This is a genomic window from Nocardia rhizosphaerae (genome assembly GCF_042650365.1).
GTDB lineage: Bacteria > Actinomycetota > Actinomycetes > Mycobacteriales > Mycobacteriaceae > Nocardia > Nocardia rhizosphaerae.
Genome location: NZ_JBHSBA010000014.1, coordinates 1 through 12,908, shown reverse-complemented (window position 1 = coordinate 12,908; position 12,908 = coordinate 1). Strand labels below are relative to the sequence as shown.

Sequence of the window (12,908 nt, the reverse complement as noted above, 5' to 3'; positions counted from 1 at the left end):
CCCCCAGGTCCGGCGCGGCAGGCGGTCCCGCTCTTCGGGCGGCGGGGCCGTTGCTGGGCTCACTCGGATTCGACACGGCACCCGCACGGTGCCAGGATCAAGCGTCCTGAGTGCGAAAGAGAGTGCTGCGGTGGGTGTTACGGCGGTAGAAGCGGATTCGGCAGGCTGGCGGAACGCCTTGGCACAGTGGGTCGATTCCCCGCGCGTACGAACCACCACCACCGCGGTCATCCTGGCCAACGCCGTCGTGCTCGGCGTCGAGACCTCGGCGTCGGCGCGGGCGCACGCCGGGGATCTGCTGACCGTTCTCGATCGCGTCTTCCTCGCCGTCTTCGTGCTGGAACTGCTGCTGAAGCTGATCGCGACCGGGCCGCGGTTCTTCCGATCCGGGTGGAACATCTTCGACTTCGTGATCATCGGCATCGCGCTGGTCCCCGCGGTCGGCCCGCTCTCGGTGCTGCGCACACTGCGGGTGTTGCGGGTACTGCGGCTGCTGTCCACCGTGCGCCGCCTGCGGATGCTCGTCGACTCCCTGACCCGCGCACTGCCGGGTATCGGCTGGTCCGCGGCGCTGCTCGGCCTGCTCTTCTATGTGTTCGCGGTCATCGGCACCGAGATGTTCGGCGGGCGCTTTCCCGACTGGTTCGGCGACCTCGGCCGCAGCGTGTACAGCCTGTTCCAGATCATGACGCTGGAAAGCTGGTCGATGGGGATCGCCAGGCCGATCATGGCCGAGTACTCCTACGCCTGGTTGTATTTCGTCCCGTTCATCCTGCTCACCAGCTTCGTCGTGCTCAATCTGTTCATCGCGATCATCGTCAGCGCCACCCAGGAGGTGCACGATCAGGACCAGCGGGCCGAGACCGAGTCACGGGAGCTGGTCGCGCACGAGGAACGCCGCGAGATCCTGGAACTGCTGCGCACCATGCACGCCCGGTTGGACGCACTCGACGCCGCTGGGGCCCGCGTTCGCCACGACCACGGCGGCTGACGGCCACGTCACGGCCCACACGCGTTCGACCGGCGCCCGTACCGTCGGCACGGAGACGGCGAACGGAGCTCGGCGATGCTCGAACCGGGCCGCCGTTACCGGTTCACCGCCTGCTCCGACGGAGTGCGTGCGGTCGCGGGCCGCACCTGGGTGACCCGCAGACCCGGCACGCCCGAGCTGACCGGTGTCTTCCGCACCGCTCCCGCCGCCGCCCGGCAGGCTGCTGCGCACCATCGTGCTGGCCAACGACCTGCACTGGGGTGAGGACCGCAGCGGCCTCATCGTGGCCGGGCTGCCACCCGGACTTGCGCCACGACGACGGCCACTACCCGCAGGTGATGACCGATGCGCTGCTGCACGACATCCGGCGGCCCGAACGCGCGGCCGACCATCTCGTCGTCGCCGGCGATCTCACCGACCGCGACACCGCCGAACAGGTCACGGGGATTCGCGCCCGCCTCGACGGGTGGGGCCGGTACGGCAACGACTATCTGGTGTGCCGCGGCAACCATGACGTCGCTAGGCAGTACTCCGGCCTGCACCCCGATCACGCCCTCGGCACCCTCGCCGACCGCAATCACCAGGTGGTCCGGGACTTCTCCGGTCTGACCGCGGCGCGGTGAATCAGAACATCCGCAAGGCCACCAACCACCACCGCCCGCGCGACAACTCCACCCGACCGGCCAGGGCGAAGGTCCGCGACCCCCGCTCGTACGACGCGAACACCTCCGCACCCGCCGACCCCGCCACCACCACCCGCACCTGCTTGAGCGCCGCCGACCCGAGCCCAGCACCGGGCGCGAGTCCACGAACCAGCATCGTGCGCACCGACTCCACCACCCGCCGATCCGCCACCGAGCACAATTGATCGACATTCCTGCGCCGGTCGACGACCTCGAGCAGCAACCGCACCGACCGCTCCGCGAAACCCCGCGCACCCACCTCCACATCACCGGTACCGGCCTCACACGCCGCGCGCACCATTCGGCGCACGCCCGCACCGCCCGACGTCCGCCGCTCTGAAACCCGCGGCGCCACAGACACACCCGGCGCGACACCACGGCCAGATCCGGCACCCGGCTCACACCGCGGCACCCGAGCCAACGACAACCCATCCCCGGACATAACCCGTCCCCTCCGAGTACGCCCACCCACTCCCCAGTGAACGCGCACAGCATGCCACGACCCACCGACAACCGTCCGGTGAATCCGAACACGCGCGCTCAGAACAGCGTCATCGGTTCGGTCGGCGCCGGCACCGGCTGCGGCGGGAGGCCAGGCACGACGGCCGAGACCGCTTCGTGGAAGCGGCGGGCCAGGTCGCGGGCGGCGGCATTGTCGGGGGTGTGCACGAACACCGTCGGCGAGCGGCCCTCCCGCAGCCAGTCCGCGACCGTGTCCACCCACGGCTGCCAGCCCGCGACCGTGCGGTCGGGATCGGCGCGGCCGTGATACCGCACGATCGGGTATTCGGTCAGTGCCCGCATCCGGCGTGGCACCCGGGGCTTCTTGGCCCGCGCCTCGTACTCCGACGGGTCGCCGGGCGGTCCGTCGAACAGCACGGTGGTGTCGAAGGGCACCCATTCGGCCCCGATCCGCCCGAGGACCCGCTCGAGCTGCACCGCCGCCCGCTCATCGGTGAAGAAGGCCGGATGGCGCACCTCCACCGCGCACCGCAGCCCGGCGGGCAGCTCGCGCTGGAACCGGGCGAGGGCGCCGAGATCGGTCGGACCGAACGAGGCGGGTAGCTGGATCCACAGCGCGTGTACCCGCGGACCGAGCGGCGCCATCACCTCGAGAAACGCCGCCAGCTCGCCGTGCGCGTCGACCAGCCTGCGCTCATGCGTGACCGCGCGCGGCGGCTTGAGCACGAACCGGAAATCCGGCGCGGTCTGCCGGACCCAGGAGGCGACGGTATCCGCCGACGGCGTCGCGTAGAACGTCGTGTTGCCCTCGACCGCACCGCAGTACCCGGCATAGGCGCGCAACCGCTCCCCCGGCGCGGGCAGCCGCGCCTGCCAGTTCGGGTGGGTCCACATCGCACATCCCACCCGCAGCTCACGCACAGGCCGACGGTAGTACAGCCGGATGCCGCACCTAAAATGAGACCGGTTGCCACCAATTCGCCCCCGGAGCGTGCCACGGTGCGCGCATGACGGAAAGGGCCTGTGATGGCGATTCTCACCACCGAGCGGCTCGATGCTGCCGTGGGTACCCGTCCCCGCGCCTGGCTCGGCGTCGCCGCGGCGATCGTGGCGATCGCCTGGGGCGGCAACGAGTTCACCCCGCTGCTGGTGATGTACAAGGCCGACGGGCTGCCACTCACCGCGGTGGACCTGCTGCTGTTCTACTACGTGCTCGGCATCGTGCCCGCCATGCTGATCGGCGGCCCGCTCTCGGACCGGTGGGGCAGGCGCCCGCTCATGCTGCCCGCTCCGCTCATCGCCGCGGCGGGCTCGCTGCTGCTCGCGGCCGGTGCCGCCTCGGTGCCGATGCTGGCCGCCGGGCGGATGCTGTCCGGCGTCGCGCTCGGGCTGGCGATGGCGGTCGGCGGCAGCTGGGTCAAGGAGCTGTCGCAGCCCCCGTACGCTGTCGCGGCGGCGGGCACCGGCGCCCGCCGTTCGGCGATGAGCCTGACCGCGGGTTTCGCACTCGGCGCCGGAGTCGCCGGCGCCCTGGCCGAATGGGGTCCACTGCCGCACTCCACCGCGTACCTGGTCAACGCCGCGCTGTGCCTGGCCGCCGCGGTCTGGCTGAGCCGGGCGCCCGAGACCGTCGTGCCGCGCGCCGATCCCGGACCGTTCACCGAAGACCTGAAGATCCCGGCCGCCGGGCATCGCCGGTTCCTGCGGGTTGCCGTTCCGATCGCGCTGTGGCTGTTCACCGCCAACGCCACCGCCTACGCGGTGCTGCCGACGCTTATGCTGCCGCGGGTCCAGCAGGCACCCATCGCGTTCTCCGCCCTGGTCACCATGGTCGCGCTCGGCTGCGGGTTCCTCATCCAGTCGGTGGCCCGGCGGATCGACCGGCCCGGCACCACCCGCGCCGCAGTGGTGGCGCTGGTGCTGCTCACCATCGGCATGCTACTCGCGGCGTGGACGGCCGCCACCCTCAGCGTCTCGGCGACCTTGCTGACCGCCGTCGTCCTCGGTAGCGGCTACGGCATCGGGCTGGTCGCCGGGCTCCAGCAGATCGAACGCGTCGCGGGCCCCGGCGATCTGGCCGGACTCACCGCGGTCTTCTATTCGGTGAGCTACCTCGGCTTCGGCGTTCCCGCGGTGCTCTCGGCCCTGCACGGCGGCTTCGGATTCGGCTATCCGGCGATGTATCTGGTGACCGCGCTGCTGGCCGCGGCCTGCCTGGCACTGGTCGCCGCGAACTACCGGGAGCCACGATGAGCAGCGACCCGGTCGAGGTGTTGCGGCGCTGGGCGGAGTCCGGCGGAGTGTGGCGGGTGCTCGGCCGCGCCGGTGACACGGTGACCGTCGGGCTGTTCGAATGCACCGGTGGGCAGGAGGTCGACCGGTTCACCTCCGCCGAGTCCGCGCTGCGGCGTTTCCTCGGCGAACGCACGAGCAGCGAGGGCTGACGCACCGACCCCGCCGGGCTAGGCTGAAGGCCGTCATCGCTTCACCGTTTGTCGGCCGCACGGCCGGTCCGTTCAGTGAGGAGAGATCATGTCGGCACCCACCAAGGATCTGGCCGCCGGAACCTGGGTCATCGACCCGGCCCATTCCGCCCTGGAGTTCTCGGTTCGGCATCTGATGGTGAGCAAGGTGCGCGGTCGGTTCACCGATTTCGGCGGCACACTTGTCGTGCACCCCGACGGCACGGCCGACGCCGACGTGCAGTTCCAGGTCGCGTCCGTCACCACCGACAACGCCCAGCGCGATGGTCATCTGGCCACCGCCGACTTCTTCGATGCGGCCAACTATCCGGTCGCCACCTTCACCGCGCGCGGATTCCGCCCGGCCGGTTCCGAGTTCGAGGTCACCGGCGATTTCACCATCCGGGGCACCACCCGCCCGGTCACCCTCGACGTCGAATTCCTCGGCTCCGGCCCCGGGATGACCGATGCGCCGGTCGCCGGATTCACCGCGACCGCCACGATCAACCGCCGTGATTTCGGGATCACCACCGATATCCCGATGGCCGACGGCGGTGCCGTCGTCGGCGACAAGATCGCGCTCACGCTGGATGTCGAGGTGGGTCTGCAAGCCTGAGCCGGGCACCCCGGTGACCGGCCACCGGGGTGCGCCCCGGTGACCGGACCGCTCATTCCTCCGGCGCGTCCGGATACGCCTGCTGACGATGCCCGCCGCGCAGTGTCCCGTCCAGATACGCCGCCTTGCAGGCCCGTCGGGCGATCTTGCCGCTCGAGGTCCGCGGAATCGACCCGGCGGGCACCAGCAGCAGGTCACGCACGGTGACTCCGTGCCTGCGCGCGATCGCCGCGCGCACCGTGTCGGCGATCGGACCCGGCTCCAGTTTCGCCGCGCCGGTACCGCGTTCGGCGACCACGACGAGCTGCTCGGCCATCTCGTCGGCGCCGCCACCGGCTTCGCGCACCGGCGCGGGCAGCTGCCCGGCCTGCACCGAGAAGGCCGCGATGAAGCCGGGCCGCAAGGCGGTGCTCGCCTCCTGGGCCGAGTGTTCGAGATCCTGCGGATAGTGGTTGCGCCCGTCGACGATCACCAGATCCTTCACCCGGCCGGTGATGAACAGTTCACCGTCGTGATAGGCGCCGAAGTCACCGGTGCGCATCCAGCGCGCGTCGTCGGGCGCGCCCTCGGCCTTGCTACCGACCGGCAGCCGGGCGATCACCCGGTTGTGGAAGGTCTCCGCGGTCTCGCCCGGCCTGCCCCAGTACCCGATGCCCATGTTGTCGCCGTGCAGCCAGATCTCGCCGACCTCGCCCTCCCTGCGCTCGATCCCGGTCTCCGGGTCGACGATCACCGCCCACTGCGACCGTGCCACATACCCGCACGACACCTGTGCGACCGCGTCGGCGGAATGCTCGTCGACCACGACCATCCGGCCGTCGTTGAGCTTGTGCCGGTCGACATAGACCACCCTGGCTTCGTCGGCGCGCCGGGTCGCGGAGACGAACAGCGTCGCCTCGGCCATCCCGTAGCACGGCTTGATCGCGGTCTTGGACAGCCCGTACGGGGCGAACGCCTCGTTGAACTTGCGCATGGAGGCCACCGACACCGGCTCGCTGCCGTTGATCAGGCCGATCACATTGGACAGGTCCAGCGCCTCGTCCCCCTTGGGCACTCCGCGCGTCGCCGCGTGCTCGAACGCGAAGTTCGGTGCCGCCGAATAGATCTCGGCGCCATCGGCCTGGGCGGCCAGTTCCTTGATCCAGCGCGACGGCCTGCGCACGAACGCGCTCGGCGACATGATGGTGATGAACTTGCCGCCAATGGTCGGCAGGATCACCGTGAGCAGCCCCATGTCGTGGAACAGCGGCAGCCAGGTCACCCCGCGCGCGTTCTCGGTGATCCCGATCGCGTCGACCATCTGCAGCAGATTCGTGCCGACGGCCCGGTGGGTGATCTCGACACCCGCGGGCACCCTGGTCGAGCCGGAGGTGTACTGCAGATAGGCCACGCTGTCGATATTGATGTCGGGCCTGCGCCAGGTGGCGCCGACGGTATCCGGGATCGCCTCGACGGCGATGATCCGCGGCCGCTGCGCGGCGGGCTGTTCCCGGAAGAACGCGCGCACCCCGGCCGCCGCCGAACCGACGGTGAGCACGGCTGCGGGCTCGCAGTCGCCGAGCACCGCGTGCAGCCGGTCGCTGTGACCCTGTTCCTCCGGGTCGAACAGCGGCACGGCCACATTCCCCGCGTACACCGCCGCGAACAGCGCGACGACATAGTCCAGGCCCTGTGGCGCGAGCACCGCGACCCGATCGCCGGGCGCGGTGACCTGCTGCAACCGCGCCGCCACCGCGCGCAGCCGCACCCCGAATTCCCGCCAGGTCAGTTCCAGATATTCCCCTTCGCGTTCCCGGGAATAGTCGATGAAGCGGTAGGCCAGATCATCCCCGTTGTCTTCACTGTGTTTGTCGACGAAATCGATCAGAGTCTGATCACCGGGGATCCGGATATTGCCCGATTCGTCCACATAGTCATCGAAAGTCTCGCCGATCATTCCCAATCCTTTTCCACGCACAATGCCTCGCCGAGAGGCCCCGATCGTGCAATGCAAGTGGCGGGCGCGCCGCCGCGGCGATCGTCAGTACCGACCGAAGGCGATAGCGACGTTGTGCCCGCCGAATCCGAAGGAGTTGTTCACCGCGTAGTCGATTCGCCCGGTCCTGGCTTGCCCCGAGACCACATCGAGCGCGATCTCGGGATCCTGGTTCTCCAGGTTCAGGGTGGGCGGGATGACGCTGTCGCGGACGCTGAGCACGGTGAGCACCGCCTCCAGCGCGCCGACCGCGCCGATCGAATGCCCGAGCGCCGACTTGGGCGCGTACACCGAGGCGTGGTCACCGATCGCCTTGCCGATCGCGTTGGCCTCGGCGGTGTCACCGATCGGCGTCGCGGTCGCGTGCGCGTTGATGTGGGTGACATCGGTACTGCTGATCCCGCCGGTCTGCAGCGCCCTCGTCATCGCCCGCGCCGCGCCGGTGCCCTCGGGATCGGGGGCGACCAGGTGGAATCCGTCGGAGGTGACGCCTGCGCCGAGCAGCCTGGCGTGGATCGTCGCGCCCCGCGCTTTGGCGTGCTCCTCGGTCTCGAGCACCATCATCGCGCCCGCCTCGCCGAAGACGAAGCCGTCCCGATCGGCGTCGAACGGGCGCGACGCGGCCTTGGGGTCGTGGTTGCGGGTGCTCATGGCGCGCATCTGCGTGAAGGCCGCGATCGGCAGCGCCTGGATGGAGCCTTCTACGCCGCCGGTCACCACCATGTCGGCGTCGCCCATCACGATCATCCGCCAGGCGTTGGCGATCGCCTCCGAACCCGACGAGCAGGCCGACACCGGGGTGGAGACTCCGGCGCGGGCACCTAGCTCGAGACCGACGCAGGCGGCGGGCCCGTTGGGCATGATCGCCCCGACGGTCAACGGCGACACCTTGCGGTAGCCACCGTTGCCGAGCTTGTCGCGCGCGTAGATCAGCGATTCGGCGCCGCCGAGGCCGGTACCGACCGAGACACCGAGCCGGTCCTGATCCACCTCGGGGCTGCCCGCGTTGCGCCATACCTCACGGCCGAGTACCACGGCCATCTGCTCCACATACGACAGCCTGCGCGCCTCCTCGCGGGTGAGCGAGGCGGCCGGGGAGACCTTCAGATGGCCACCGATCCGCACCGGCAGGTCGAAGTCGTCGATGAAGGTGTCGTCGAGGACATCGATACCGCTCTCCCCGTTGAGCAGACCCTTCCAGGTGGAGTCGACGTCACCCGCGATCGATGTGGTCGCCGCGAGGCTCGTGACCACGATGTCCGTCATATTTCTCGCTCACTCTCTCTAGCTATGCCACGACTGATCGGGAACCGCTTGATGGAGCTGAACTGGTGGAGCGTATATGCAGGCGACGCGACGCGCCCAAATTCCGGGAAACGGCGCGAGCGCACCGTGTCGTTCGGAGCCGCCATGCACCGGGGCTATTGTCGGCGACGACGGGCAACACTACCGGACCGAAAGGGTACGAGCGTGGCCAGGAACCTCACCCAGCTGGAATTGCTCATCGAACTGGAGCCGATCGCGGCACGCAATGTCGACCGGCACCTGTCGATGGCCAAGGACTGGCACCCCCATGACTATGTCCCGTGGGACGAAGGCCGCAACTTCGCGGCCATGGGCGGAATCGATTGGGACACCGAGCAATCCGCGCTAGGGGAGGTGGCACGGGCGGCGATGATCACCAACCTGCTCACCGAGGACAATCTGCCCTCCTACCACCGCGAGATCGCCGAGAACTTCTCCAAGGACGGGGCGTGGGGCACCTGGGTGGGCCGGTGGACCGCCGAGGAGAACCGGCACGGCATCGTGCTGCGCGACTACCTCGTCGTCACCCGCGGGGTCGACCCGGTGGCCCTGGAAGAGGCCAGGATGGTCCACATGACCAACGGCTACTCGGCCATGGCGGTGGTCGACGCGAAGGCGGGCGAGCAGGACATCCGGCCCGAGTCCGGCGCGGGTTTCCTCTACTCCGTCGCCTACGTGACGTTCCAGGAGCTGGCCACCCGGGTCAGCCACCGTAATACCGGCCGCGTCTGCGACGACCCGATCGCCGACCGCATGCTCGCCCGCATCGCCGCCGACGAGAACCTGCACATGATCTTCTACCGCAACCTGTGCGCGGCCGCGCTCGACCTCGCGCCCGACCAGACCATCGAGGCGATCAACACCATCGTGCAAGGTTTCCAGATGCCAGGGGCCGGGATGCCGGGCTGGCGGCGCAACGGCGTGCTGATGGCCAAGCACGGGATCTACGACCTGCGCCAGCACCTCGACGAGGTGTTACTGCCCGTACTGCGCAAGTGGAACATCTTCGAGCGCAATGATTTCGGTGCGCGCGGCGAGCGAGTCCGCGAGGACCTCGCGGCGTTCCTCGACCGCCTGCGCGCGGACGTGGCGCGCTTCGAGGAACAGCGCGATCGCTCGCTCGCGCGGGCGGCGCGCCGCGCGGCCGAGCTGGTGTGAGCGTGCGGCGCGATCGGCGCTAGCGCGCCGGATCGCGCCGCGCCTCGTGCTTGCGCCGGTACATGGCCGCGTCGGCGGCGTGCACCAGTTCGTCTACGGTGCTCGGCATTTCGTCGAAATAGGCGGCGCCGATACTCACCCCGACCGCCAGCATATGACCGTCGACTTCCAGTGGTGCCGTGAGCTCCGCCATCAGCTCATCGGCCAGCGCCCCCAGCTGTTCCTGCCCCGAACAGTTCTCGACGAGTACGAGGAACTCGTCACCACCGATCCTGGCCGCTGTCGCGTCGGCGGCCCGCACGGTATCGCGCAGCCGGTCGGCCACGATGCGCAGTACCCGGTCGCCGATCGTGTGACCCCACAGGTCGTTGATCTCCTTGAAGCCGTCGAGGTCGAGGTAGCAGACCCCGACCGGAGGTTCGGTCTCGGCCAGCTTGCCGAACAGGTGTGGGCGGTTCGGCAGCCCGGTGAGCGCGTCGTGGTTGGCGTCGTGCCACAGCCGATCGGCCAGCTTCTTACGTTCGGTGACGTCGACGGCGACGCCGATCAGGAACCGGATATCGCCGCAGGCGTCGCGCACCGCCGACATCGACAGGTCGATGACGGTGACCTCGCCGTCGTCGTGCAGGTGCTCGGTCTCGGTGCGGAAGCTGTCCGATTGGCCGGCCACCATGCGCTGCAGTTCGACGAAAGCGTGATTCAGATTCTGCGGCCCGAGAATATCGGCCACCGTGCGGCCCGGCATGGTCTCGGGCGTCTGGCCTAGCATCTCGGCCATCCTGGCATTGCAGTTCACCACCTGGCCGGTCATGTCGACGGTGCCGATGCCGACCATGGCGCCGTCGAACACCGCCTCGAAACGGGCCTCCGACAGCACCCGGTTGCTCTCGGCCTCCTGCGCGGCGGCGAGTACCGCGGCCAGCGTCGCTTCCTGTTCGGCCAGGGCAGCCGCCCGCAGCGCGGCGGTGAAGCCTGCGGCGAAGTCGGCGGCCAGCCCGATCGCGCGGTCCCTGATCTCGGGCACGGCGGGATCGGTGGGACCGTCGGCGGCCGCGGTGACCAGGTCGTCGCAGATCACCCGCACCGACCTGCTCACCGCCGCCGGATCACGGTAGTTGGCGGCGACCAGCATCCTGGCGGACCGGCGCGCGATATCGGGATCCTCGCCACCGCGCGCCGCGTCGATCAGTCCGATGCACAGCGCCGCGAGCATCTCCTCGATCTGCGAGCGGTTCAGCGTGGGGGCGACGACGCCGTCGAGGGCATCCGCCCACCGCTGCGCCAGCTCCCACGACCCCACTGCTCGTCCACCCTGTCATCTCACGACCCCGCCGTGCGAACGGCTCAGTCTTTGCGCGCCACCCCGGCCAGCCCTAGCGAACGGCCTGGCTTTTCGTGCTGGTCGCGCTCCGACTCCGGCCGCCAGAGCGGCAACTCGACGACGCCGGGAGCGACCATGTCCCATCCCTGAAAAAGCCCGGTGATCTCGTCTCTGGACCGGAAATGGATGCCGACCTTGGTCTCGTTCACCGCGTGCGCACCCAGCTTACCGGCATCCTCCGGCCGCGACGCGGACGATAGATGTGAAATCGCTATGAGACTGCCCGGCGCGACAGCGTCCCGCAGTTCGGCTACCTTCCCGGCCGGATCGTCCTCGTCGGCCACCAGGTGCAGTACCGCGACCAGCAGCAGGCCGACCGGCTCGGAGAAGTCGATCAGCCCGGTGTCGCGCACTGCGGCGAGCATGGCGTCGGGCTCGCGCACGTCGGCCTCGATCGCCCCGGCATGTTCGTTGCCCTGCAGGATCGCCCGCGAGTGAGCGACAGCCACCGGGTCGACATCGATATAGAGCACCGGGGCCGCCGGCGCCAGCTCGTGCACGATCTCGTGCACATTGCCCGCGGTGGGGATGCCCGACCCGACATCGACGAACTGCCGGATCCCGGAGTCGAGCATGAACCGCACCGCCCGCCGAAGGAAGGCCCGATTGCTCAGGGCCAGCCGCGGTAGGTCCGGGACCAGCTTGACTCCCATCTCCGCGGCCATCCGGTCGACCGCGAAGTTGTGCGAGCCGCCGAGCAGCGCGTCGTACATCCGAGCCGGGCTCGGTTGTTGCATATCGACGCCCTCAGGTGCCCACGAAGGCCTATCCATCACATACCCCTGTCCACTCCGTCCTCGCACCCCGCGATGACGCCAGACGCATCGTAGTGCGCGCGAACCCTTCCGGCGCGCGGTAGAGCTAGTTCCCCGCGCCGAACGGCTTGGCGAACAGCGGCGCGGTGTCCGGCGTCATCGTGGCGACCACCGGAACGCCGACCGCAAGGAAGTTCTCCAGCGCCCTGCGCATGTGATCGGCCGAGGTGATGAGCACCGCTCTGTGCAGCCCGAGAGCCGCCATCACCTCGGCGGCGAACTCTGCGTTCTGAACCGTCGACCCGGCTTTGGTCTCGGTGAATATCCGATGCGCGGGCACCCCTCGCAGGCGCAGCCATTCGGCCATCACCTGCGCCTCGGTGATCCCGTTACGCGGGTTGCCGCCGGTGACGATCACCGGGGACGACGGCGACATGAACGCCTGGATCAGCGCGGCGTGCAGCCGATTGCCCAGCTCGGCCCGCATGGTGCCGTCCGGAAGCAGACCGTAGCCGAGCACGACGATCGCCGTCTCCGGTCCGTAGGTGTCGGGGAGATCGATGCCCGCGATACCCGCCACGGAGTTGGCGGTCACCGCGACGCGGTCGGCGACGTCGGCGAAGGGGCCGGGCGCCGGCGCGGCGGACGCGGGCGACGCGATGGCAACGGCGCCGATCAGCGCCGCGGGGACTAGGAGTGCGACGGTGCAGCGTCGCAGTGACGTAGGTGAGAACAGCCAATCCATGGGGACCTCCCGAATCAACGTGGGACCATGGTGACCGACGGCGACCGCCTGCCGGGCCGGTTTCTGAAAATTGCTCACTTCAGTCCTGCTGCTGCGCGCCGTGGTCGTGAACCCAGGAGCCCGCTAGTTGCGGGTCGGGCATGCCTGAGTCAGGCGGCGGCGGGGCGAGCCTGCCCGATGGAGTTACCGCGCGCCCCCATCAAGCGTGCGAAAACGCAAAAAGGCCCTCCAACCGTAGTTGGAGGGCCTTTCGCAAAGTATGTCCGGCGGTGTCCTACTCTCCCACACCCTGTCGAGTGCAGTACCATCGGCGCAGGTGGCCTTAGCTTCCGGGTTCGGAATGGGACCGGGCGTTTCCCCACCGCTATAACCGCC

At 69.4% G+C, this 12,908-nt stretch carries 13 protein-coding genes and 1 rRNA gene; 6 read left to right on the top strand and 8 right to left on the bottom strand.

What is annotated here, in order from left to right; translation table 11 throughout:
• Positions 1–178 precede the first annotated feature (178 nt).
• Positions 179–991, top strand: coding sequence for an ion transporter (locus ACFOW8_RS20220; protein ID WP_378552540.1), 813 nt, complete (start codon positions 179–181; stop codon positions 989–991).
• 338 nt (positions 992–1,329) lie between these two features.
• Positions 1,330–1,614 (top strand): metallophosphoesterase, encoded by a 285-nt coding sequence (locus ACFOW8_RS20215; protein WP_378552538.1) that lies wholly within the window; start codon positions 1,330–1,332, stop codon positions 1,612–1,614.
• Between the two features lies 1 nt (position 1,615).
• On the opposite strand, the gene ACFOW8_RS20210 is transcribed toward ACFOW8_RS20215, so the two are convergent.
• Both ACFOW8_RS20210 and ACFOW8_RS20205 read right to left on the bottom strand, forming a co-directional pair.
• Positions 1,616–1,975 (bottom strand): Rv3235 family protein, encoded by a 360-nt coding sequence (locus ACFOW8_RS20210; protein ID WP_378553163.1) that lies wholly within the window; start codon positions 1,973–1,975, stop codon positions 1,616–1,618.
• Between the two features lie 239 nt (positions 1,976–2,214).
• Entirely contained in the window at positions 2,215–3,057 is an 843-nt protein-coding gene (locus ACFOW8_RS20205; protein ID WP_378552537.1) for a DUF72 domain-containing protein, read from the bottom strand.
• 105 nt (positions 3,058–3,162) lie between these two features.
• Between ACFOW8_RS20205 and ACFOW8_RS20200 the strand changes: the two genes are divergently transcribed.
• The 3 genes from ACFOW8_RS20200 to ACFOW8_RS20190 all read left to right on the top strand — a co-directional run bounded on the left by ACFOW8_RS20200 (position 3,163) and on the right by ACFOW8_RS20190 (position 5,214).
• Positions 3,163–4,389: an MFS transporter gene (locus ACFOW8_RS20200; RefSeq protein WP_378552536.1), complete on the top strand. Its 1,227-nt coding sequence runs from the start codon at positions 3,163–3,165 to the stop codon at positions 4,387–4,389.
• Complete coding sequence (locus ACFOW8_RS20195) at positions 4,386–4,580, top strand: hypothetical protein (protein ID WP_378552534.1); 195 nt, start codon at positions 4,386–4,388, stop codon at positions 4,578–4,580. Before ACFOW8_RS20200 ends, ACFOW8_RS20195 begins: the two co-directional genes overlap by 4 nt.
• 88 nt (positions 4,581–4,668) lie before the next feature.
• A complete protein-coding gene (locus ACFOW8_RS20190) occupies positions 4,669–5,214 on the top strand; it encodes a YceI family protein (protein WP_378552531.1) in 546 nt (181 codons plus the stop codon).
• A gap of 52 nt (positions 5,215–5,266) precedes the next feature.
• On the opposite strand, the gene fadD32 is transcribed toward ACFOW8_RS20190, so the two are convergent.
• The gene (gene fadD32 / locus ACFOW8_RS20185) at positions 5,267–7,150 is read right to left on the bottom strand and encodes a long-chain-fatty-acid--AMP ligase FadD32 (protein WP_378552529.1); all 1,884 of its coding nucleotides are present in this window, start codon (positions 7,148–7,150) and stop codon (positions 5,267–5,269) included.
• An 84-nt stretch (positions 7,151–7,234) separates the two neighbouring features.
• The gene (locus tag ACFOW8_RS20180; protein WP_378552527.1) at positions 7,235–8,455 is read right to left on the bottom strand and encodes a KasA/KasB family beta-ketoacyl-ACP synthase; all 1,221 of its coding nucleotides are present in this window, start codon (positions 8,453–8,455) and stop codon (positions 7,235–7,237) included.
• A 204-nt stretch (positions 8,456–8,659) separates the two neighbouring features.
• Between ACFOW8_RS20180 and ACFOW8_RS20175 the strand changes: the two genes are divergently transcribed.
• On the top strand, positions 8,660–9,652 hold the full coding sequence (locus ACFOW8_RS20175; protein ID WP_378552525.1) for an acyl-ACP desaturase: 993 nt from the start codon (positions 8,660–8,662) through the stop codon (positions 9,650–9,652).
• A 19-nt stretch (positions 9,653–9,671) separates the two neighbouring features.
• On the opposite strand, the gene ACFOW8_RS20170 is transcribed toward ACFOW8_RS20175, so the two are convergent.
• The 4 genes from ACFOW8_RS20170 to rrf form a co-directional block, all read right to left on the bottom strand.
• Positions 9,672–10,952 (bottom strand): diguanylate cyclase domain-containing protein, encoded by a 1,281-nt coding sequence (locus tag ACFOW8_RS20170; RefSeq protein ID WP_378552522.1) that lies wholly within the window; start codon positions 10,950–10,952, stop codon positions 9,672–9,674.
• Between the two features lie 44 nt (positions 10,953–10,996).
• The gene (locus ACFOW8_RS20165; RefSeq protein ID WP_378552520.1) at positions 10,997–11,806 is read right to left on the bottom strand and encodes an SAM-dependent methyltransferase; all 810 of its coding nucleotides are present in this window, start codon (positions 11,804–11,806) and stop codon (positions 10,997–10,999) included.
• Between the two features lie 88 nt (positions 11,807–11,894).
• Complete coding sequence (locus ACFOW8_RS20160; protein WP_378552518.1) at positions 11,895–12,533, bottom strand: YdcF family protein; 639 nt, start codon at positions 12,531–12,533, stop codon at positions 11,895–11,897.
• Positions 12,534–12,794: 261 nt separating this feature from the next.
• A 5S ribosomal RNA gene (rrf, locus tag ACFOW8_RS20155) occupies positions 12,795–12,908 on the bottom strand; the annotation flags it as partial.